Source organism: Actinosynnema sp. NPDC023794 (assembly GCF_040639675.1).
In the GTDB taxonomy this organism is placed as follows: Bacteria; Actinomycetota; Actinomycetes; order Mycobacteriales; family Pseudonocardiaceae; genus Actinosynnema; species Actinosynnema luteola.
In genome coordinates, this window is the sequence record NZ_JBFAFR010000002.1 from 642,760 (window position 1) to 662,951 (window position 20,192).

General features: G+C 70.0%; 19 protein-coding genes and 1 tRNA gene. 11 read left to right on the plus strand and 9 right to left on the minus strand.

The features are described from left to right. Position 1: 1 nt before the first annotated feature. Positions 2 to 343: a histone-like nucleoid-structuring protein Lsr2 gene (locus tag AB0H12_RS07600; RefSeq protein ID WP_015104119.1), complete on the minus strand. Its 342-nt coding sequence runs from the start codon at positions 341 to 343 to the stop codon at positions 2 to 4. A 273-nt stretch (positions 344 to 616) separates the two neighbouring features. Here AB0H12_RS07600 and AB0H12_RS07605 point away from each other — a divergent pair, with 273 nt between their 5' ends. The 4 genes from AB0H12_RS07605 to AB0H12_RS07620 all read left to right on the plus strand — a co-directional run bounded on the left by AB0H12_RS07605 (position 617) and on the right by AB0H12_RS07620 (position 4,884). Next, positions 617 to 898: a metal-sensitive transcriptional regulator gene (locus tag AB0H12_RS07605; RefSeq protein WP_053722042.1), complete on the plus strand. Its 282-nt coding sequence runs from the start codon at positions 617 to 619 to the stop codon at positions 896 to 898. A gap of 68 nt (positions 899 to 966) precedes the next feature. Beyond that, positions 967 to 1,040: transfer RNA gene (locus AB0H12_RS07610), tRNA-Leu, on the plus strand. Between the two features lie 163 nt (positions 1,041 to 1,203). Next, positions 1,204 to 2,382 carry a site-specific integrase gene (locus AB0H12_RS07615; protein WP_499621563.1) on the plus strand — a complete coding sequence of 393 codons (1,179 nt, stop codon included), beginning with the start codon at positions 1,204 to 1,206 and terminating at the stop codon, positions 2,380 to 2,382. A 519-nt stretch (positions 2,383 to 2,901) separates the two neighbouring features. Then, a complete protein-coding gene (locus AB0H12_RS07620) occupies positions 2,902 to 4,884 on the plus strand; it encodes an amino acid transporter (RefSeq protein WP_499621564.1) in 1,983 nt (660 codons plus the stop codon). A 20-nt stretch (positions 4,885 to 4,904) separates the two neighbouring features. On the opposite strand, the gene AB0H12_RS07625 is transcribed toward AB0H12_RS07620, so the two are convergent. Genes AB0H12_RS07625 through AB0H12_RS07635 form a run of 3 tightly spaced genes read right to left on the minus strand, consistent with a single transcriptional unit; the run spans position 4,905 to position 7,311 of the window. Then, the gene (locus AB0H12_RS07625) at positions 4,905 to 5,315 is read right to left on the minus strand and encodes a transposase family protein (protein ID WP_499621566.1); all 411 of its coding nucleotides are present in this window, start codon (positions 5,313 to 5,315) and stop codon (positions 4,905 to 4,907) included. 43 nt (positions 5,316 to 5,358) lie between these two features. Then, positions 5,359 to 6,591 (minus strand): serine hydrolase domain-containing protein, encoded by a 1,233-nt coding sequence (locus AB0H12_RS07630; protein WP_499621567.1) that lies wholly within the window; start codon positions 6,589 to 6,591, stop codon positions 5,359 to 5,361. A gap of 45 nt (positions 6,592 to 6,636) precedes the next feature. Further along, positions 6,637 to 7,311 carry a DUF4097 family beta strand repeat-containing protein gene (locus AB0H12_RS07635; protein ID WP_499621568.1) on the minus strand — a complete coding sequence of 225 codons (675 nt, stop codon included), beginning with the start codon at positions 7,309 to 7,311 and terminating at the stop codon, positions 6,637 to 6,639. 223 nt (positions 7,312 to 7,534) lie between these two features. Here AB0H12_RS07635 and AB0H12_RS07640 point away from each other — a divergent pair, with 223 nt between their 5' ends. Continuing rightward, the gene (locus AB0H12_RS07640; RefSeq protein WP_499621570.1) at positions 7,535 to 8,278 is read left to right on the plus strand and encodes a helix-turn-helix domain-containing protein; all 744 of its coding nucleotides are present in this window, start codon (positions 7,535 to 7,537) and stop codon (positions 8,276 to 8,278) included. A gap of 513 nt (positions 8,279 to 8,791) precedes the next feature. Here the strand turns inward: AB0H12_RS07640 and AB0H12_RS07645 are convergent. Together AB0H12_RS07645 and AB0H12_RS07650 are read right to left on the minus strand one after the other, a co-directional pair. Beyond that, a protein-coding gene (locus AB0H12_RS07645) for an IS5 family transposase (RefSeq protein WP_499621571.1) occupies positions 8,792 to 9,609 on the minus strand; the annotation gives its coding sequence in 2 pieces (ribosomal slippage) (positions 8,792 to 9,267 and positions 9,267 to 9,609; 819 coding nt in all). A 209-nt stretch (positions 9,610 to 9,818) separates the two neighbouring features. Then, on the minus strand, positions 9,819 to 10,265 hold the full coding sequence (locus tag AB0H12_RS07650) for a nuclear transport factor 2 family protein (protein WP_499621572.1): 447 nt from the start codon (positions 10,263 to 10,265) through the stop codon (positions 9,819 to 9,821). A gap of 972 nt (positions 10,266 to 11,237) precedes the next feature. On the opposite strand from AB0H12_RS07650, the gene AB0H12_RS07655 reads away from it, so the two are divergent. After that, positions 11,238 to 12,428: an AfsR/SARP family transcriptional regulator gene (locus tag AB0H12_RS07655; protein WP_499621573.1), complete on the plus strand. Its 1,191-nt coding sequence runs from the start codon at positions 11,238 to 11,240 to the stop codon at positions 12,426 to 12,428. Here the strand turns inward: AB0H12_RS07655 and AB0H12_RS07660 are convergent. Next, positions 12,400 to 12,831 carry a DUF6892 domain-containing protein gene (locus tag AB0H12_RS07660; protein WP_499621574.1) on the minus strand — a complete coding sequence of 144 codons (432 nt, stop codon included), beginning with the start codon at positions 12,829 to 12,831 and terminating at the stop codon, positions 12,400 to 12,402. The two genes, AB0H12_RS07655 and AB0H12_RS07660, sit on opposite strands and share 29 nt — an antisense overlap. A gap of 958 nt (positions 12,832 to 13,789) precedes the next feature. Between AB0H12_RS07660 and AB0H12_RS07665 the strand changes: the two genes are divergently transcribed. Further along, a complete protein-coding gene (locus AB0H12_RS07665) occupies positions 13,790 to 14,140 on the plus strand; it encodes a hypothetical protein (RefSeq protein WP_499621575.1) in 351 nt (116 codons plus the stop codon). An 85-nt stretch (positions 14,141 to 14,225) separates the two neighbouring features. On the opposite strand, the gene AB0H12_RS07670 is transcribed toward AB0H12_RS07665, so the two are convergent. Together AB0H12_RS07670 and AB0H12_RS07675 are read right to left on the minus strand one after the other, a co-directional pair. After that, positions 14,226 to 15,104 (minus strand): sigma-70 family RNA polymerase sigma factor, encoded by an 879-nt coding sequence (locus AB0H12_RS07670; protein ID WP_499621576.1) that lies wholly within the window; start codon positions 15,102 to 15,104, stop codon positions 14,226 to 14,228. Further along, a complete protein-coding gene (locus AB0H12_RS07675; RefSeq protein ID WP_499621578.1) occupies positions 15,101 to 15,496 on the minus strand; it encodes a VOC family protein in 396 nt (131 codons plus the stop codon). Before AB0H12_RS07675 ends, AB0H12_RS07670 begins: the two co-directional genes overlap by 4 nt. A 187-nt stretch (positions 15,497 to 15,683) precedes the next feature. On the opposite strand from AB0H12_RS07675, the gene AB0H12_RS07680 reads away from it, so the two are divergent. From AB0H12_RS07680 to AB0H12_RS07695, 4 genes are all read left to right on the plus strand, one after another. After that, positions 15,684 to 17,006, plus strand: a complete 1,323-nt coding sequence (locus tag AB0H12_RS07680; protein WP_499621580.1) for a hypothetical protein — start codon at positions 15,684 to 15,686, stop codon at positions 17,004 to 17,006. Positions 17,007 to 17,075: 69 nt separating this feature from the next. Beyond that, on the plus strand, positions 17,076 to 18,293 hold the full coding sequence (locus AB0H12_RS07685; RefSeq protein WP_499621582.1) for an AAA family ATPase: 1,218 nt from the start codon (positions 17,076 to 17,078) through the stop codon (positions 18,291 to 18,293). Next, on the plus strand, positions 18,290 to 19,513 hold the full coding sequence (locus AB0H12_RS07690) for a vWA domain-containing protein (protein WP_499621583.1): 1,224 nt from the start codon (positions 18,290 to 18,292) through the stop codon (positions 19,511 to 19,513). Before AB0H12_RS07685 ends, AB0H12_RS07690 begins: the two co-directional genes overlap by 4 nt. A gap of 106 nt (positions 19,514 to 19,619) precedes the next feature. Further along, positions 19,620 to 20,189 carry a TetR/AcrR family transcriptional regulator gene (locus AB0H12_RS07695; RefSeq protein WP_499621584.1) on the plus strand — a complete coding sequence of 190 codons (570 nt, stop codon included), beginning with the start codon at positions 19,620 to 19,622 and terminating at the stop codon, positions 20,187 to 20,189. Positions 20,190 to 20,192 lie beyond the last annotated feature (3 nt).

A 20,192-nucleotide genomic window follows, 5' to 3' on the forward strand; every position in this document is an offset into this window, starting at 1 on the left:
CTCAGGAAGCGTGGGCTTCCTGGAACTGCACGACCAGACCCTGGGGAATGCGGCCCCGGTCGGAGATCTGGTGGCCCTGCGCGCGAGCCCAGTCCCGAATGGCCTGGGCCTGCGCCTTGTCACCAGCCTTTACGGTGCTCTTGCCGGTGCCCTTGCGCTGCTTGCGGCCACCTGCGCGGCGCGCCTTGGCGACGAAGTCGGCCAGGGACTCGCGGAGCTTGTCCGCATTGTCCTTGGAGAGGTCGATGGAGTACTCCACACCGTCCAGCGCGAAGGTCACGGTCTCGGCGGCTTCGCTGCCGTCGAGGTCGTCGATGAGTTGGACGACGGTCTGCTGTGCCACTGTTCCTCCGTGTGTGCTCGCATAGCGCGTGCTGCCCTCGACTTGTTCTGCGCCACACGCTTAGGTCGACACCATAGTGCACGAGAGGAATATCGCCTAACCTTTCGCGGTGAAAATGTGAGTGATGCCCCCGGACGGGTCATTTCGCGACACAAACCGCACGGAGCCGAAATGTGCGGCCCGCGAGCGGTCACCCCGTGGTGCCGGTCACACCCGGTCGAGTGGCCTATCCTGGACCCTGATACCCGCCCAGGGTAGGGAAGGTCGGGAGCGATGCTCGGTTACACGGCGGACAAGGACGCGTACCTCAAGCGATTGCGACGCATCGAGGGGCAGGTCCGCGGCCTCCAGCGGATGGTCGAGAACGACGAGTACTGCATCGACGTGCTGACCCAGATCTCCGCCGCGACGAAGGCGTTGCAGGCGGTCTCCTTGGGTCTGCTCGACGAGCACCTGAAGCACTGCGTGGCGCAGGCCGTGGCCGAGGGGGGCGAGGTGGCTGAGGAGAAGATCGCCGAAGCCTCCGCCGCGATCACCCGCCTGGTCCGCTCCTGACCGGCGAGCGCCCGGCCGCCACCCCGGACGGCGGCCGGGCGACCTGATCGAGTACAGTGCTCCCGCCGGCCCCCGTAGCCCAATCGGCAGAGGCAGCGGACTCAAAATCCGTCCAGTGTGCGTTCGAGTCGCACCGGGGGCACAAGGCCTGACCAGGCCGAACAACCGAAGATGTTGATCAGAAGTTGATCAGTGGGTGCGGCCCTGGGTGCGAGTAGCCTAGGGCTGTCAGTGCTGCACGCGTTCCGGAGGGTCGCCGGCGCGGTGAGTCCGAGCAGCGGGGGACACGCTGCGGGTCAAGGTCTATGCCGGACTCGACCCCGTCACAGGTAAGCGGTCTACCTTCGGGAGACCATCCAGGGCACAGACAAGGCAGCGTGGAAGCGCGCCGAGAAGAAGCGCAACGAACTTGTCGTGTCGTCCAGGTGGACAAGCAGCGCTCGACGCCTTCGGCGGTTCGGCTCGACCACGCCATCGACCGGTGGCTCGCGACGAACGAACTTGAGGACAGCACGCGCAAGACCTACGTCGGGTACATCGAGCGGACCATCAAGCCGGCGCTCGGGACGATCGCGGTCAACAAGCTGGGTGCGCTGGAGTTGGAGAGCTTCTACACGGAGGTTCGCCGGTGCCGCGTCCGCTGCGACCGCAAGCCGTTCATCGAGAAGCACAACGCCGAAGGCGACCACGACTGCGTGGCGGAGAAGTGCAAGCCCCACGCCTGCAAGGGCATGGCCGCGTCCACCGTGCGCCAGATCCACTCGATCATCAGCGGCACCATGAACGCGGCGGCGCGATGGGGCTGGATTACGCTCAACCCCGCCAAGCTCGCGCGTCGCCCGAAGCAGAAGCCGCCGGAGCCGGACCCGCCTACCTCCGCTGAGGCCGCGCGGTTGGTCGAAGAGGCGTTCCGGATGGATGACGACTGGGGCACCCTCGTGTGGCTGGTCATGACGACGGGGATGCGTCGCGGGGAGTCGTGTGGGCTCCCCTTCAACCGCGTGGATCTAGACGCTGAAGTCATCGACTTGCGCCGGAACTGGGTCGGTGGCAAGGAGAAGGACACCAAGACCCATCAGAACCGCCGGATCGCGCTGGACTCGGAAACGGTCGCGCTGCTCCGCGAGCACCGTGAGCGCGTGGCCGAACGGGTCCGGTCGGTAGGCGGCGAGTTCGCCGAAGACCTGTTCGTCTTCAGCGGTACCCGCTCGCTCGACCACACGGAGCCGTACTCGCCGAACGCCGTGACGCAGCGGTACAAGGACATGGCAACCAGGCTGGAGATCGACACCCACCTGCACGCACTACGGCACTACTCGGCCACGGAGTTGCTGACCGCCGGCGTGGACCTCCGCACCGTCGCCGGACGCCTCGGGTATGGCGGGGGAGGCGCGACCACATTGCGCGTCTACGCCGCGTGGGTCGCAGCGTCGGACCGCAAGGCAGCCGTGGCTGCGGACTTCGGCGGCGGCGTCGGCCGGTGACCGACTGTCGGGCAACTGGACACCGTCTACGTAGACGCCACAGGCCACTACCGCGTCCCGCCGGACGGCGCTGCGGCCTGGATTCGCCGCTGGTTGGGATCGCGATGACAGTCGATCATGCCCTGGATAAGCCCGCGCGGCATCCGCCGCGATGGGGCCGTCTTAGCGGAATCTTTACGCCGGATGGCCGTGTTTTCGCGTCGGGAGGGCCGGTCGGCGGGGTTCACTCCGTGGTGTGAGTGGTCAGACCATTTCGGGTTGGGTAACGCGATCAGGCCCGTGCTGGCATCCACGCGGCGAGCGGCGCCGAGCGGATCATCGCACCCTGCGGCACGCATGACCGGCTGACCGGCTGAGGATCCCGGACGGTGCCGGCGATCCGCGGTTCGTGCTCGTGAGCCGATCCACGTCGTTCGCCGGCCCGGTGTGCGCGTGGTGCGCTCGCCGGTGTCGCCCGCCCAACCCGTGACGTTCCCTGACCTGCATCCCGACGACCTGATCGCCAACAGGAGACCTGGTATGACCGACACGCCGCCGTTCGCGGTCCCGGCCCGGGTGGACAGCCCGGTTCGGCCGGCCGCACCCTCCTCCCGATTGGGGCGTTGGCTGCTGGAGCACCGGGTGCAGCCGGTCGGGCCGGCGGGTTCCGGGCAGCACGCCAGGCCGACGGCGTGGTGGAAGGTCATGTGCCTGACCGGGGTGGACTACTTCTCCACTTTGTCCTACTTGCCCGGTATCGCGGCGTTGGCGGCGGGTGCGATCTCGCCGTTGGCGACGTTGCTGATCGTGGCGTTGACGTTGTTCGGGATGTTGCCGATGTACCGCCGGGTGGCGCGGGAGAGTCCGCACGGTCAGGGGTCGGTGGCGATGTTGGAGGACCTGCTGCCGTTCTGGCGGGGCAAGCTTTTCGTGTTGGTGTTGCTGGGGTTCGTGGCGACGTCGTGGATCATCACGATCACGCTGTCGGCCGCCGACGCGTCGGTGCACGCGTTGGAGAACCCGCGGGCGCCGGAGTTCTTGCACGGCCAAGAGGTCCTGGTCACGGTGGTGTTGTTGCTGGTCCTGGGCGGGGTGTTTCTGCTCGGGTTCAGCGAGGCGGTGGGTGTGGCGATCCCGTTGGTCGCGGTGTTCCTGCTGCTCAACGCGGTGGTCGTGGTGGCTGGTGTGGCGGAGGTGGTGTCCGAACCGATTGCGCTGGACCGGTGGCTGGACGCGCTGACCTCCGGTGGCGGGGGACTGGCCGGGGTGGTCGGTCCGGCGGTACTGGCGTTTCCGTTGCTGGTGCTGGGCCTGTCCGGGTTCGAGACCGGTGTGAGCATGATGCCTTTGGTGGCGGCCGATGGCCGTACGGAGGCCGAGCGGCTGGAAAGCCGCATCCGCAACACCCGCAAGCTGCTTACCGCCGCCGCGGTCATCATGTCGGTCTACCTGATCGCGACCAGTTTCGTGACCACGGTCCTGGTGCCGGTGGAGCAGTTCCAGCCCGGCGGCGAGGCCAACGGCCGCGCCTTGGCCTACCTCGCCCACGAGCTGCTCGGCGAGTGGGTCGGCACGGCCTACGACATCAGCAGCATCCTGATCCTGTGGTTCGCGGGCGCGTCCGCGATGGCCGGTCTGATCAACATCGTGCCGCGTTACCTGCCGTCCTACGGCATGGCGCCGGAGTGGGCACGGGCGGTGCGGCCGGTCGTGCTCGTCTACACGGCCGTCTGCATTCTGATCACGGTCGTCTTCCGCGCCGACGTCAACGCCCAGGCGGGCGCGTACGCCACCGGCATCCTGGCCATGATGGTGTCGGCGTCGGTCGCGGTGACGATCTCCGCCGTGCGCCGTCGGCAGCGGCGTGCGGCGATCTCGTTCACGGTCCTCACCCTGATCATGCTGTACGCGTTGGTGGAGAACGTGATCGAGAAGCCCGACGGCATCACGATCTCGTTCTTCTTCATCCTCGGCATCATCGCCGTCTCCCTGGTGTCCAGGGTCAGCCGGACCACCGAGTTGCGCGTGGACCACATCGAGTTCGACGACGAGGCCCGCCGGTTTGTCACCGACTCGATCGCCCACGACGGCGCGCTCACCCTGATCGCCAACCGTCGCCAGGCCGGGGACGCCGCGGAGTACGCGGAGAAGGAGGTCGAGCAGCGCGGCGCGAACCCGGTGCCCGGCTTGGCCGACGTGCTGTTCCTGGAGATCGACGTGGTGGACCCGTCGGCCTTCAGCGACGTGCTCAAGGTCCGCGGCGTGCGGGTCGACGGACACCGGATCCTGCGAGCCGAGAGCCCCGCGGCGCCCAACGCGATCGCCGCGATCCTGCTGACCCTGCGCGACACCACCGACGTCCTCCCGCACTGCCACTTCGCCTGGAGCGAGGGCAACCCGCTGGGGCACCTGTTCCGCTACCTGCTCCTCGGCCGCGGCGACACGGCCCCGGTGGTCCGGGAGATCATCCGCACCAACGAACCCGACCCAGGTCGGCGTCCCGGCATCCATGTCGGCGGCTGACTTCGTGCTCGACCGACGGTTCACCGACGTGGGGGACGGTGCGAGCCCGCAGCGGCCGCGCGTGGCTGACATACGCCAACGGCCGCCGCAGACCGAACATTCCACGCTGGCCGCTGCCGGCGGCCACGGGCGGTCGTCGTTATCGACCCCGGTGCGATGGCGGTCGGCCAGGTAAGCGCCGATTGCCCGGTCGAGCGCGTCGCCATCGATGCGTTCGAGTACGCGGCCGATCGTGGCCCGGAACGGGGAGGTGTCAGCGGAGCAGGTGGCGGCGGAGTCCGATGGCCTCCAGAATCTCGGTGCCAGCTCGGGGCTGCCCATTCGGCGAGTTCGTCGATGCTCTTGGCGCCGGAGACGGTCGCGCAGGCGCAGACGAGCAGGATCGCGGTCAGGGAGTGCCAGCGGCCCCACCGTGGGCGGGGATCGGGCACCGAGTCGAGGTAGGGGCGCAGGTCGGCGATCCTACCGTCGGTGTCAGTCGTCGATGGCCTGGTAGAGAGTGGTCCAGAAGTCGTGCATGACCCGCGCCGAGTCGGGGGTGGACATGCCAACTTGGGTGCAGAGGATGCCGACGAGATCGTTGGCGGGGTCGGCGTAGGCGGTGATGCCGGCGCCGCCGTCCCAGCCGAACTGGCCGAGGGGGGCGTAGTCGGTGCGGTGGACGCGCACGGTCATGCCGAAGCCCCAGCCGCCGTGCTGCCCGGTGCCGTAGGAGAGGTGGGCGATGCTGTTCGCCCAGGCGTCGCGGGCGGCCTGTTGCCCCGGGGTGAGGCGGTTGGTGGTCATCAGCTCGACGGCGGGTTTGGAGAGGATGCGCTCGCCGCCGTGCTTCCCGCCGTCCAGCAGCATCCGGAAGTAGGCGTGGTAGTCGTCGACGGTGGAGTCGAGTCCGCCGCCGCCTGAAGCAAATGCGGGGGGTTTGCTGTGGTGTCCGCCTTCGGCCGGGTCCTCCACGAGGAATTCGCCGGTCTCGGGGTGCGGGGCGTACAGGGGCGGGAGGCGGTCGATCTTCTCGCCTGGCACATGGAAGCCGGTGTCGCGCATGCCGAGCGGCTCGAGGACCCGCTCGCGCAGGAACTCCTCGAACGGCCGGCCGGTGACGCGGGTGACCAGGACGCCGAGGAGGTCGTCGCCGAGGTTGTACAGCCACCGCTCGCCGGGCTGGTACATCAGCGGCAGGGTGGCGAGGCGGCGCAGCCACTCGTCCGGATCGGGTTCGGGCAGGAGCCACCCGTCTGCCTGACCGTAGACGCCGCGCTCGAAGAACGCGGCCATCATCGGGGCGGTCCGGGCGGTCATGTCCAGGCCGAGACCGAGAGTGGAGGTGAGCACGTCGCGGACGTTGATCGGCCGGAACGCCGGCACGGTCTCGTCCAGCGGGCCGTCCGGCGCCTTGAGGACCTGGCGGTCGGCCAGTTCGGGGAGCCACTGGTCGATCGGGTCGTCCAGGCGGAGCCGGCACTCGTCGAGCAGGACCATCGCCGCGGAGGCCGCGACCGGTTTGGTGGTGGAGGCCATACGGAAAATCGTGTCGCGGCGCATGGGGGTGCCGCCGTCATGGCGCATCGTCCCGATCGCCTCGACGTGGGTCTGGCCGCCGCGGCCGACTAGGGCGACGAGGCCGGGGATCTTCCCGGAGTCGACGTGCCGGGCCAGGCCGTCGTGCAGTTTGGTCAGTCCCGATGCGGTGAAGCCGTTGCCGTTCATGGTGGGTCTCCTTGCTTTGCGTGGTGGTCTGAGCGGTCAATGGAGTCAGAGGCTGCGAGCGGTGATGTCGCCGTGGCCGGTGGTCGCCCGGATGGTCAGGGCAGCCGCGGCGCCTTCGGTGTTCTTCAGCGCGTTGGTGATGCGGCCGTGGCCGGTGCCTGCGTCGAGGGTGGCGGAGACGCCGGGGGCGGCGGCGACGGTCACGTTCCCCGTCTGGGTGCTGAGCACGAGCGTGCCCGAGTCAGCCTCGGCGACATCGACATCGACATCGCCGTGCTGCGTGCTGATCTCGCCGGAGCCTGTGAGGCGGCCGACCGTGACGTCGCCGCCGAGGGCCAGGCGGAGGCTCGCGGCCTCGTCGATCTTGACCGCGCCGTAGACACCATCGCAGTCGACCTTCCCGAAGCGCCCGACACCCCGGAATTCGGCGCCGCCGGACTTCACTTCGATGTCCGAGCCGGACGGCACCTGAACGGTCACCTCGACGGTGCCGGAGAGGCCGAGGATCTGGTTGCCCTGCAATGTGGTCTTGACGTGCAGGACGCCGTCCTTGAACTCGACCGCGGTCTGCTCGGCGGCCTTCACGTCTCGGCTCTCGGACGCCTTGGCGGGCAGGACCTCGACGGTGGTGTCGGCCCGGTCCGCGGCGATGACCTGGATGCGCCCGGCGGGGACCTCGATGACGGCGGCGATCGGGGCGGCGGTGTCGAACTTCTGCATGGCGTGCTCCTCGTGCACTCTCTGTTTCCGACACGAGAAACGCTACGTTGCGTTCCCTCTTCTGCCGACAAGAAATTCGCGACAGTTCCATAAAACACCAGGTCAAGGGCGTGGCTATATTGCGACGGATGTAAATCTAACGCAACGATGGGGGCTGTTCGTTGCGTTAGACAGAAATCGAACGCTACGATGGCGGTACCGGTGAAGCGCGGAGGGAGACACGGTGTCGGGGAGCAGGCTGACCCAGCAGGAGCGGCAGCAGATCGCGCGCGGGCTGGCCGACGACCTCCCGTACGCGGAGATCGCACGTCGCCTGGATCGTCCTACCTCGACGGTCGCCCGCGAGGTGATGCGCAACGGCGGCCCCGGCGGCTACCGCGCAGATCTGGCCCACCTCGCCACCGGGCGCCGTGCTCGCCAACCCAAGCGCACCACGCCCAGGCGGCAGGCGGCCGGGGCTCCGGACTTCGGCAGGGACGATGCGGCCGTGCGCGAGTACGAGGAGACGTTCACCAGTCTCCTGATGCACCAAGGCATGCCCAAGATGACGGCTCGGGTACTGACGTGCCTCTTCATCGCGGACTCGGGCAGCGTCACTGCCGCCGAACTCGTCCAGCGCCTCGGGATCAGCCCGGCGACCGTCTCCAAGTCGGTCGCGTCCCTCGAGAGCGAGGGCCTGATCGCCCGAGTGCGCGACGAGCGCCGCCGCGAACGCTACTTCGTCGACGGCGACGTATGGTACGAGTCCACACTCGCCAGCGCCCGCGGCATGGTCCAGGTCGCCGAGGTCGCGCGGCAGGGCGTCACCGTCCTCGGTCGCGACACCCCGGCCGGCAACCGCCTGGAGAACATGGCCCGCTTCGGCGACCACATCAGCGAGAGCATCCTCCGCGCCGCAGAACAGGTCCGCGAGCTCCTCCACACCAAACCCGCAACGACCACCGAGGACAACACCTCCGACGACTGATCAGGCGTCGGACATGTCAGCACTCGCCAAACCGGAATCGAGCACCTACCGGACCCATCGGGAACTTGAACAAGCCCTGGGCGAACGCGACTTCGGCGATACTGCAGAAGGTCACCGGGTCCGTCTTGCCCAAGAGGAACCCTCGGCCACGTAGCGCGCTGGGCGGATGCGTCAAGTCCGCCCTGCGCATCGTCAGCAAGAAACCGCTGATCAGCACTGTTCTTAACCTCTGGCACTCTCGCCGCCGCGAGTATCAAGTTGATCAAGCATCTTCGTACTTCGGGGACGGTTCCGCCGCGAGAGGGGATCGACACTGCCCGATCACCTCGTGGCTGAGGTTGCGGGACGTTGCTCCGCCTGGACCTCCAGTGGCGGACGCCCTGCGCTCGCGGACGCAGCGAACACCAACACCGCTGGGGCCCACGCCCGAGCAGCCTGACCTACCCGGCCAACGTATGTGGTCACAGCACCAGGCCACGCACTAGGCCCGATATCGGTGACTTAGACCGCGTCTCACGTGGCCGGTTTCGTGAGTCGTTTGAAGCAGGTCAGCGCTGCGGCGAGAGTGAGGAGACCGCAGTAGTTGTCAGCGCGGCGTTCATAACGGACGGTCAGGCGGCGGTAGCCGGTCAGCCACGAGATGGTGCGTTCGACGACCCAGCGGTGGCGGCCGAGCCGCTCGGAGGAGTCGATGCCCTTGCGTGCGATGCGTGGAATGATGCCACGGTGGCGTAACCATCGGCGGAGGTCGTCGATGTCGTACGCCTTGTCCGCGTGGAGCTTCGCCGGGCGGAAGCGGCGTGGGCCGCGCCGGGAGCGGATGCGCGGGATGGCCATGAGCATTGGCTTGAGCGCCTGGCTGTCGTGCAGGTTCGCGGCCGAGACCCCGACGGCCAACGGCAGGCCGGCGCGGTCGGACACGATGTGTATCTTCGAGCCCGACTTGCCACGGTCGACCGGGTTCGGACCGGTCATGTCGCCCCCTTTTTCGCCCGGACCGAGGCGGCGTCCAGGATCGCCCGCGACCAGTCGACCTCCCCGCGCGAGCCGAGTTCGTCCAGCACGGCCTGGTGCAGGCGACGCCACAACGCGGCCTTGGTCCACTCGGTGAACCGGCGATGCGCCGTGGGCACCGTGACGCCGAACGACGGCGGCAGTTCCCTCCACCCGCACCCGCTGGTCAGCACGTAGACGATCGCGGTGAACACCGCCCGATCGTCCACCGGCGCCGTTCCACCACCCTGCGGACGGGCCGTGAACCTCGGGACCAACGGCTCCACCAACGCCCACAGCTCATCGGGCACCAACCGCAACGACAACCGATCAACCACGGACGAAGATCATGGCACAACGCTTACCGCCACGTGAGACGTGGTCTTAGAGTGGTTGCGCTGCTTGTTGGCGGAGACGGCGCGGTAGTGCGACGCCGCCACGCATGCGCTGAGTAAACCGAGACACCGCCTGGCCGTCTTCTCCGGTCGCCCGGAACTGCCCCCACAAGGCCACTTAACCACTGGACGCTACTGGTTCCTGCCATTTGTCACAACGTCAAGTCCGGCGGGCCCGCGCCTTCCTCGTGCTGGGTCAGGGTGCGGCCAACGGAGGGGTCCATGATGCCGGTGGCTTGCGACCAGACACAACGCCACGTGCCGGTGGCATTGGTGTAGACGTCGGTGTGCCAGGCATCGTGCCGCGGGATGTCCGCGCCGTCGACGGTGAGTTCGATAACGCACCGGTAGCGGAGGACGACGACGTCGGTGCCGACGATGGCGTCCACGTCGCCGGTCAGCCCCAGTTCCCGGTATGCGACCCGCCCGGTGGTGAGGAGATCCAGGTATTCGGCCTTCGTCCACACGGTGCCGGTCGGGTTGCACAACCGGTACTCCGCGGCGTGCAAGCGGTCGTAGGTGCCGCGATCGACGTCGAGGAGACATTGGATCCGATCCTGCTCAGCCTTGATCACTCGGCTGGCCACATCGTCGGTCATACCCGCTCCTATTCACTCATTCGGTTCTGGTCGGCGACACGTGCGCCTACAACCAGGTCTGAAGGCGTAGAGGTGGTCTCTCGCTGACGCCATCTGTGCCGGTGCCGAGCCCCTGAGCATGGCCGTCGGCTACACGGTATCGGTGGGCCAGGAGTACGTCACGGCTCGCTGCTCACCGACGAGTGGGTAGGTGAACTGGTCTCCTTTGTAGAGGTTCTGCACCTCCGACGAATGGAAGACACCCACGACGCCACGTGCGCGCCCGACCAGGAACGCGCGCTCCGCACGTTCGACGACATCGTGGGTTGGTTCACGCACGAAGGGGCGTGTCGACCACGTGTCCCCTGCTCCAGCCCGGTGCGAAAGCTCCGGACGTGTTCGTCAACGACGTTCGGCTGCGTACACCCTGATCGGTTTCTCCGCTTACTCAAGCCAGCTTCCGGGGGTCCGTGACAAGGAACTGCGGGCCAACCATGAGTCTCGCGGCGGTGATCTGCCGGCCCGGGCGGCGAACGTTGAGCTGCCCGATGTCCGGCCGTACACATGCGAAGGCTGGGACCACGACGTTCCTGCTGGACTTCCTCGCCCGCCTTACCTGGCTGGTGTGGGCGTTCTTCGCCCGCGACGTCGCCCGTTGCGCGATCGACGTTGCCCGCGACACCAGGTTGCCGGATCTCACGGCGGCCGGACCGGTGCATCGAACCGGGGCCGTGCTCGTCGGCGCGGTCCTGATCTCCCTTTCCGGACAACGCGTTGGCCTGCCCTCGATGCCTGTGTCCGCCGCCGGCACCGGCAATGCCGACGTGGTCGCGGCGGCTCCAGCCCGCAACCAATCGCACCCCCGAACGACCCACCCGCGTACCGTCCGGACCTGCCGCCGACCAGGCCCGGCCGGACACGGTCACCGCCCTCACACACCCGACGGGCGACGAACCGCAAGACCCTGCCGACCCTGATCGCCACGTCCCGCTCGTGCCGTTGCGGATCAGCATGCTCGGACCGCCCCGAGTGTGGTGGCGCCCCGCACCAGTCTCAGACGACGCCGAACACGAGATCACCTCGGCCTTCCAACCCCGCCTGCGCAAGTTGCTGGTGTTCCTCGGGCTCCACCCCGACGGTGCCGGCCGCGAGGCGCTGATCGCCGCCCTGTGGGCCACCAGCCCGCCGGAGCGGACCACCAACGCCATGAACACCGGCCTCAGTCGCCCACGCCGCGCCCTGACCACCGCCACCGGCGGCGCCCTGTCCGACGTCGTGCTGGTCGGCGAAGGCCGCTTCCGCCTGGACCCCGACCTGGTGGAGGTCGACTACTGGTCCTTCGGCGCCGCCGTCACCGCCCGCCGCACCGCCGCCACCGACCACCAGCGGATCGAGGCTCACCGGCGCATCGTCGACAGCTACCTCGGTCCGCTGGCCGACGGGATGAGCACCGACTGGATCGAAACCGCTAGGGAGGCCATCCGCCGCGACGCCATCGACGCCGTGGCCGCACTGGCCGGCGCCCTGGTCGAGCACGCCCCGCAGCAGACGCTGGACCTGCTGGAGATCGCGCGGACCTTCGACCCGCACAACGAGTTGATCTACCGCGACATCATGCGGCTGCAGGAACGCCTCGGACAGCTCGACGCCATCCCGCGCACGCTGACCCTGCTGGCCACGAGGCTGGCCGAAGTCGATGATCGGCCACTCCGCAGGCGATCAGCCTGGCCGAGCGGCTGCGCCACCGCCACGACACCATCGCCGATGTTCCTCACTTGTCAGCGACCGACCGACGCGGCACAACAGGGCAGGTCGATGGATCCGACGAGTGCTGCACCGACCGGAAACGTCCGAGGCCCTATGGGTTGCCGGTGTCGTGGACACCACGGCCGTACTCGGGACGAGTTTCACCATCGTCACCTTCGCGAGTTGTCAGCTGGAGGACGAGCCGTCAGCCGACGCGGACCGACTGCTCGCACCGGTGGTGAACTCCGACGACGTCGACTGGACGCCGCTGCACCGCCCAGGCGCGTCAACGAACACCTGACCTCGGAGCGCTTGCCGCGCGGGCAGATCCGGGGAGAAGGGAAGCCATCGGAGAGTTCCTTCTACGGGGCGCGGGAGCCGTCGAGTGGTGGCAAATGGACGCGGCTGCTCATCCCACGGCGATGCCGCGGGCCTTGAGGGTGTCCTCGGCGCCAGGGGCGGCCATCATGGCCTCGTCGCCACCGTGGATCACACGGAGGTTGGGTAGCAGGGCGAGGTCGTCCAGTGAGGTGACGTCGAAGAGATCGTCCTCTCCGTCCCAGAACGGCGAGCACTGGTGGTAGATCTCCAAGCCGCCGTCAGTGGTCAGTTCCTCCACGGCGGCCAGTTGGTCGGGGGTGATCTCCAAGTCGGTGAAGTACTGGCGGGCTTCCCCGAGGACGGTGTACAGCAGGTTCTGTTCGTACAGGTACTTCCACAGGTCGCCGGTGGCGCCCTTGGCGTGGAGAACGTCGGCGATCCGGAAACGGGGCTGGATCACCTCGTCCTGGTACATGAGCTTGTCGATGACCAGCAGCTTGAAGTTGAAGTCGCGGAACATGCCCCACTACTACCAGGCCGCTCCGACAATCCGGGCAGTCAACACACACCTTCTGATCGGCGGATCGTGCACTCCGACGCCCGCCCCAGCGGACAAGTCGAGCTGACCGCCGACCGGGCGGCGCCGCTCTGCGGACTCCGTCTGGCCGGCTCGGCCTCGCTCAACGACGACAACTCGACCGGATGACTGAGAGCCGCCTACGACTTGTCGGTAGTGAGCGACGTTCGGCGCTGCATTGCGAGGGTGATTCGTGCTCGGATTACAAGCGGGTGCGTCGTCGTGTGAATACCCTTGAACCGGGCGGATGGTGCCGGTTGAGCGGATGGCGAATCCGTGTGCTTCCTGTCGGAGCCGGACCGGGGGCACGTCTTCCACACCTCACATCGGCCCCTGACCAGTGCGCTTCCGGTCCGGGGCCGATCTTGTTCGTGGTGCTCCGCGTTCGTCTGGTGCAGGCCTGGGTGCGTGTTGGCGTCGACCCACCCCGCCCGTTCGCGTGGCCGCACGGTCTTCACGTTGAGCGAGCTTCCGCGGCTTCCGGTGGACCGGGCGTCGTCCACCGTGACCTCGCCGATCCACCTGAACCGGTCCGCACCGGGGCGACGGTTCAACCTCGCCAACCGGTCGCAACGGGCGCGCGTCTACGAGATCGTGCTCCGAGAGGGCGAGGCCCGAGCCGCTTGGTCGTCGGTTGTTCGCCGTGCCGTCGCCGAGGTCGCTTGATGTCGGAAGCGGGTTCTCCCGAAGGCTTGACCGACTTCCAGGTCGAGGTGGCTCGTGCGTTCTTCGGCCTGCCGGAGTGCGAGGGGTTCCTCCTTCTCGAGGGTCTGTGGCGGAAGTGGACGATGACGATGAAGTCCTGTCGGGCGATCGCCTGACAGGACCGGGCGGTCCTGCTCATTAGCGTGCTGGGCGGCAGTCGGGGTTGCCGGCTGACGGAGGCGATGAGGGGGATGGCATGAGGTTTTCGCGCGCTGCGGCCTCGTGGGTCGGTGTTCTGGTCGTGGCGTTGCTCGCCATGTCCGTGACGCCTGCAAGTGCGGGCACCAAGTGGTCCAGGTCGAACCAGTGGGGGTACGCGTCGGGCGAGTTCAGCATGACGGAGGTGTCCGGGAAGGTGACGGACACCAACGCCGACGGGCTCTGCGCGATGGTGGAGATCAGGTGGTACAAGGGCGGCGTGCTCAGGGACCACGACTGGTCGCCCCTGGCCTGCCCGAAGGGTGACAGCGACACGTTCACCAAGAAGCCGGGGGACGACCCCTACTTCACGGCCGACTCGGTGGTGATCGACCTCATCCCGGCGTGATGTCCACTTCGGACTGACGGGTTCGCGGACCGAGCGGCTTCGAGGGCTGGGGCACGGGTGGTGGCCGGTGCCCCGGCCGCGAACCTCACGGTGGCTCCGGCAGGTCCGTGGACGCGAGCTCGGCGGGGTCGGACACGATCGCGATCCCGGCGATCCGGCCGTCCACGACGGTGAAGGCCATGACCGCGAGCGGGGTGCCGTCGTCGCGCCAGGACACCACGCCCGGACGGCCGTTGACGAGCACGGCCAGCCCGTGCCCGGCCGCGCCGGCGGCCAGCCGTGCGCCGGTGGCCACCTTGGTGGCGCCGAGGACGACGACCTGGCCGTCGGGGGTGTCGGCGGTGAGCCGCACGTCGGGGTCGAGCACGCGCAGCAGCCCTTCGAAGTCGCCGTCGCGAGCCGCCGCCAGGAAGGCCTGCACGACCTCCCGCTGCTCCCGCCCGGGGACCTCCGGCCGCCCGGTCGCCCGCACCTTCCGCCGGGCGCGGCTGGCGAGCATCTTGGTGGCGTCGGTCGACTTGCCGAGGATCCGGCCGATCTCGTCGAACGGCACCGCGAACAGGTCGTGCAGCACGAACGCCAGCCGCTCGCCCGGCCGCAGCGACTCCAGCACGACGAGCAGCGCGAGCCCGACCGAGTCGGCGAGCGCCACGTCGTCCTCCGGCGCGGCGCCGTCGTCGACGGTCACCACCAGCTCGGGCAGGCGGCTGTCGTAGGACGCCTCGGGACGGGTCTGGCGCGCACGCAGGACGTCCAGGCTGAGCCGGCCGACCACCGTGGTCAGCCAGCCCGCCAGGTTCCCGATGGCCGCCGCGTCCTGGCGGGACAGTCGCAGCCACGCCTCCTGCACCACGTCCTCCGCGTCGGCGTGCGACCCGAGCACGCGGTGCGCGATCGCGCGCAGCCGGTCCCGCTGCACCTCGAACGCCTCGGCCACCGGGTTCCCCCGGCCCGCGTCGGTCACCTGCCGGCGCCGCGGGGCTGCTGGCGGAGCGAGATCCGGTTGCCGTCCGGATCCACCGCCTCCACGCGAACGCCGAACGGGTAGTCCACCGGCTCGGGCTCGACGAACGTCACGCCACGCCGGCGGAACACCTCGAAGTCCTTCCTCAGGTCGTCCGACTCGAGGATGAGCGGACCGGGCGCGGCGCCCGGCTCGGCCGGGTGTCCGGCGGCCGGCGCGTGCGGCCAGAGGATGATCTTGACCGCACTGCCGGGCGCGCCCACGGTGAGGAAGCGCCCGTCCGGCCCGGGGTAGTCGACGTGCTTCTCCAAACCGAGCCCTTCCGTGTAGAACTCCAGCGCGCGGTCCTGGTCGGTGACGTAGACCGTCACGTACATGATGTTCGTCAGCATCCTGCTCTCCACTCCACTCCACTCAGATCGGACGACCGGTGGGCGCACTCGGTCGTCGCCGGTATGACGAGAGCCGGCGGGCAGAGGTAACAGAACCGGACCCGCTCGTTGTCGATCCTGGTACGCTCGCGGCGATGGTTACCTACGTGAACGGATCGGAGGTTCTCTTCGCACAAGGTGAGTGCTGATGCGCCCCTTGACCGCGAACGAGAACGACCGCCTCTTCTTCTGGGCGCACGTGCGCGAGTTCGCCGTGCCGCCGCCGATGATCGAGTCAGCGACCGCCCGCCGGCTGGTGGGCGACTGGGCCGGAGCCTGCTCCGCCGCGCGCGTCGACGTGGACCTGAACCTGCGAGCCGTGGGTCGCGCCCACGGCCGGCTCCTCGCGGCACAGGTCCGCGCCGACCTCCGCCAACTGGCTCCCGACCTGCTGCGCTGGCACTTCCCGAGGATCGCGCCGGACGGCCTGTTGCGGCCCGGCCTCACCGTGTCCCTGGCGCGGTACCCCTCGACGGCCGACGGCGAGGTGCACCTGGTGGCGCGCACACCGCCGTCGTGGGCCGACGCCGGCCAGCGGATCAGCCTCGCGCTGTGGGTGCCGTCCCGGCCGAGGGACGGGGCCGGCCTGCACCCCCACCCCCGCCCCGACCGGCGGTTCCGCCTGGACCTGCACCGCCACCTGTGGGACGTGCGCAGGGCCGGTGAGCTGGGGGAGCGGTCCGGGAGCACGATCGGTGACGGGGTGACGGCGGAGTTGAGCGGCTTCGCCGTCGACCGGTGGCCGGCGGAGGCTGCGTTGCTGCTGCGCGCGGAGGGACGTGCGGACGGCCTCGTCACCGTGCGGCTCGACAGCCGACGCCGGCTGGTGCTGGCCCCGGCAGGGATCACGGTGGCGCCGCCGAGAGGTCGCAGCCGCGCGTGGCCGGTCCTGCCGGACGCCGCGACCCGGGTGCTCCCCGACCTGGAACTGCTCCGCGCGGGGTTGATCGACGTCGACCGGCTGCACCCGCTCGTCGCGTCGGCGCTCGTGCCGGATCACCGGCCGGCCGGCGCGTCACCGAGCCCGGACGGCCCGGGGCACGCGCGCCTGGTCGACTGCCGTGGCGCCACGCACCGCATCGGCGTGGTGGACGGCGTCCTCGTCCCGCTGGACCACGACCCCGACGAGATCCGCCGCGAGGAGCTGCTGGTCGCGTTCGGCGGCCCTCCGTTGCCGTGCCTGCGGGTGATCGACGACGCGCACCGGCGGCCGGAGTCCCTTGTGGACGTTCGCGCCCGGCTGGACCACGGGGACACCGAAGGCGCCCTCGCGACCGTTGAACGACTGCTCGGACCCGACGTGCTGCTCCGCAGCGGGGCGTTGCGCGACGAGTTGGAGGCGGCGGCGCGTGGTCGGGTGGCGCACGGGCTGTTCCGGGCCGGGCTCGCCGGGTCCGGACCGGGGCCGGCCGCCCGGGACACCCGCCGCCGTGACGTCCGGTCGCACCCGCGCCACGCGATCAGCCGCTGACCTCACACCTCGCTCGACCCACCGGCCGACCTCACGGCCCCCCGACTCGACCCCAAAGGTGACCGGAACATGCGCACTTTCGCCGAAGCGGCCCACGTCCGACCGATGGACGCCGCCGCCGACCTGCTCGCCCTGCTCCAGGACACGACCACCGAGCCGCGTCCCGACCTCCAGCTGGAAGCCCTGACCCTGGCCGTGTCCGCCGACCTGCCGGTGCTGCTGTGGGGCGAGCCGGGCATCGGCAAGACCGCGGCCCTCACCCAGCTCGCCGACACCCTCGAACTGCCGCTGACCACGGTGATCGCCAGCGTGCACGAGCCGTCCGACTTCTCCGGCCTGCCGGTGGTCGGCGACGACCCGGCCGTGCAAGGGGTCCCGATGGCCCCGCCCGACTGGGCCGTGCGCCTGGTCCGGGCCGGCCGGGGGCTGTTGTTCCTCGACGAGCTGTCCACCGCGCCACCCGCGGTCCAGGCCGCGCTGCTGCGCGTGGTGCTCGAACGCCGGATCGGCGCGCTGCGGCTACCGCCCGGTGTCCGGATCGTGGCCGCCGCCAACCCGCGCTCGTCCGCGGCCGACGGCTGGGAGCTCAGCCCACCGCTGGCCAACCGGTTCGTCCACCTGCGGTGGAGCTACGACCACGAGGTCGTGGTGCGCGGGCTGGGCGGGACGTGGCCGGAAGCGGCGCTGCCGAGGCTGGACCCGGCACGGCTGACCGACGCCGTGGCGTTCGCCCGTCGGGCGGTGTGCGAGCTCCTGGCCGCACGTCCCGGGTTGGTGCACCAGCTGCCGAAGAACGAGGCGAACCGCGGCGGTCCGTGGCCCTCACCGCGCAGTTGGGAGATGACGCTGCGGCTGATCGCCTTCGCCACGGCCGCGGACGCCTCCCGGGAGGTGCTGTCGATGCTGGTGCGGTCCACCGTGGGCGACGGTCCGGGCCTGGAGCTGCTGGCAAGTCTGGACCGGATGGACCTGCCGGATCCCGAGGCGCTGCTCGCGGACCCGGCGGCGGCCGTGCTGCCCGAGCGCGGCGACCTGCGCCAGACGGTTCTCGACGGCGTGGTGGAGGCGGTGCGCCGGCGGCCGGAGCGGTCCCGTTGGGACGCCGCGTGGTCGTTGCTGGTGCTGGCCCTGGAATCCGGCGCGCCGGACCTGGTGGTCGTGCCGGCGTCCACGCTCGCCGCGCTGCGCCGCGACGACTGGCAGGTGCCGGCGGCGATCGAGCGGCTGGCCGGCGTGGTGTCGCTGTCGCGGCGGGCGGACGCGGTCGGCGCGGGTGTCCGCCGATGACGCCGGGGACCCTGGACGAGGAGAAGCTCTTCGCCGCCCGGTTGCACGCGGTCCGGAGCCGGCCGTACCTGGCGACGGCGTTGTTCGCGCTGCACGTGGTGGAATCACGGCGGGTGCCCACGATGGCGGTGGACCGGCACTGGCGCTGCTACGTCTCGCCGGCGTTCGTGGACCGCACCCCGTTGGAGGAGCTGGCCGGGGTCTGGGTGCACGAGGTCTCGCACCTGCTGCGCGACCACCACGGGCGCGGCGACCGGTTCGCGGCCGAGCACGGGCTGACCGGACCGGGGGAGCGGCTGCGGATGAACATCGCCGCGGACTTCGAGATCAACGACGACGTGTACGGCGAGGGGTTGGAGCGGCCGGCGGACGTCGTCCTGCCGGCCCTGCTCCGGTTGCCCGAGGGGCAGTTGATGGAGGAGTACCTGCGCTACTTCCGGCTCGGGCCGCACACCGACGGGATCGGCTGGCTGGACTGCGGCAGCGGCGCCGACGGGCTGGAGCGGGAGTGGGACGTGGGGCCGGACGGCGCGCACGGGCTCGGCGAGCAGGAACAGGACGCCGTCCGGTTCCGGGTGGCCCAAGGCATCGCCGCCCGCCCGGGCACCGCGCCGAAGGGCTGGCGGCGGTGGGCGCAGGAGGCGTTCCACCCGCCGCGGCCGTGGCGCGACCTCCTGGGAGCGGCGGTCCGGTCGGCGGTGTCGGGGGCCGGTGCGGGTGAGGACTACACCTACGGTCGGCCCTCGCGCCGGTCGGCCGGTCTGCCCGGGGTCGTGCTGCCGAGCCTGCGGCGCCGCCCGCCTCGCGTCTGCGTGGTCGTCGACACCTCCGCGTCGGTGAGCGACGACGAGCTGGGCAGCGCGATCGTCGAGATCGCCGCGATCGTCCGCGCGGTGGGCGGTCGGCGCGACCTCGTCTCGGTGCTGTCCTGCGACGCCGCCGCCCACGTCACGCGCCCGCTGTGCAGTGCCGAGGGGATCCCGCTGGTGGGCGGTGGCGGCACCGACCTGCGCGCCGGCTTCGCCAAGGCGTTGCGGGGCAGTCCCCGCCCCGACGTCATCGTCGCCCTGACCGACGGGCAGACGCCCTGGCCCGACGCGCGGCCACCGTGCCGGACGGTCGTGGGCCTGTTCCCCCGACCGCCCCGGTCGGGCGAGGACGATCCCGACTACGTGCCGGACTCGCCTCCCGCGTGGGCGCGGGTGGTCGACATCGGCTGATCCCCACCGGCCGGAGCGCCGTGCCCCGCCGCGGGGTGACGGAAGCCACCTACCGGATCGGTCGGCTTACCGACCGGATCGGTCGGTAAGTGCGTACCGTGGAGGCATGGCACGCGCGCTGACCGAAGACCAGTTGCTGGACCGCGTGGCCGGTCTGTTCGCCCGGCACGGGTTCGACCACACGTCGTTGAAGGACCTGGCCGACGCGGTCGGGTTGTCGAAGGCCGGCCTGCTGCACCACTACCCGAGCAAGCAGGCGCTGTTCGAGGCCGCGCGGGACGTCGGGCGCACGCACAGCGGGGAGTTGTTCGCGCAGGCCGCGCAGGCGCCGGTCGGTCCGGCGCGGGACCGGCGGGCCGTGGAGCTGCTGGTCGACTTCGCCCTGGACCGGCCCGGCCTGATCGCGCTGGAGTCCCGCGCGATCAGCCTGCTGGGCGCCGAGGACGTGGAGGGCGACCTGGACGCCCTGTCCCAGCACGTGTTCGCCGTGTTCGGCGTCGAGCAGGGCACGGGCGACACGGCGCGGCTGGTCCGCGTGATCGGCATGCTCAGCGCCCTGGCCGTGCTCAGCCTGGCCGCCAACCACGCGGGCGAGAAGACCGCGTGGCGGCCCCACATCATCGCCACCTGCCTCGACGCGCTCGGGCACCGCGACCCATCCCACCCGGAGGCCTGACTC

What these genes read in the sequence shown, in the direction of transcription:
- AB0H12_RS07605 (WP_053722042.1), top strand. Translation starts at nt 617, where the DNA reads ATGCTCGGTTACACGGCGGACAAGGACGCGTACCTCAAGCGATTGCGA.
- AB0H12_RS07615 (WP_499621563.1), top strand. Translation starts at nt 1,204, where the DNA reads ATGCCGGACTCGACCCCGTCACAGGTAAGCGGTCTACCTTCGGGAGAC.
- AB0H12_RS07620 (WP_499621564.1), top strand. Translation starts at nt 2,902, where the DNA reads ATGACCGACACGCCGCCGTTCGCGGTCCCGGCCCGGGTGGACAGCCCG.
- AB0H12_RS07630 (WP_499621567.1), bottom strand. Translation starts at nt 6,591, where the DNA reads ATGAACGGCAACGGCTTCACCGCATCGGGACTGACCAAACTGCACGAC.
- AB0H12_RS07635 (WP_499621568.1), bottom strand. Translation starts at nt 7,311, where the DNA reads ATGCAGAAGTTCGACACCGCCGCCCCGATCGCCGCCGTCATCGAGGTC.
- AB0H12_RS07650 (WP_499621572.1), bottom strand. Translation starts at nt 10,265, where the DNA reads ATGACCGACGATGTGGCCAGCCGAGTGATCAAGGCTGAGCAGGATCGG.
- AB0H12_RS07660 (WP_499621574.1), bottom strand. Translation starts at nt 12,831, where the DNA reads ATGTTCCGCGACTTCAACTTCAAGCTGCTGGTCATCGACAAGCTCATG.
- AB0H12_RS07665 (WP_499621575.1), top strand. Translation starts at nt 13,790, where the DNA reads ATGAGGTTTTCGCGCGCTGCGGCCTCGTGGGTCGGTGTTCTGGTCGTG.
- AB0H12_RS07675 (WP_499621578.1), bottom strand. Translation starts at nt 15,496, where the DNA reads ATGCTGACGAACATCATGTACGTGACGGTCTACGTCACCGACCAGGAC.
- AB0H12_RS07680 (WP_499621580.1), top strand. Translation starts at nt 15,684, where the DNA reads ATGCGCCCCTTGACCGCGAACGAGAACGACCGCCTCTTCTTCTGGGCG.
- AB0H12_RS07685 (WP_499621582.1), top strand. Translation starts at nt 17,076, where the DNA reads ATGCGCACTTTCGCCGAAGCGGCCCACGTCCGACCGATGGACGCCGCC.
- AB0H12_RS07690 (WP_499621583.1), top strand. Translation starts at nt 18,290, where the DNA reads ATGACGCCGGGGACCCTGGACGAGGAGAAGCTCTTCGCCGCCCGGTTG.
- AB0H12_RS07695 (WP_499621584.1), top strand. Translation starts at nt 19,620, where the DNA reads ATGGCACGCGCGCTGACCGAAGACCAGTTGCTGGACCGCGTGGCCGGT.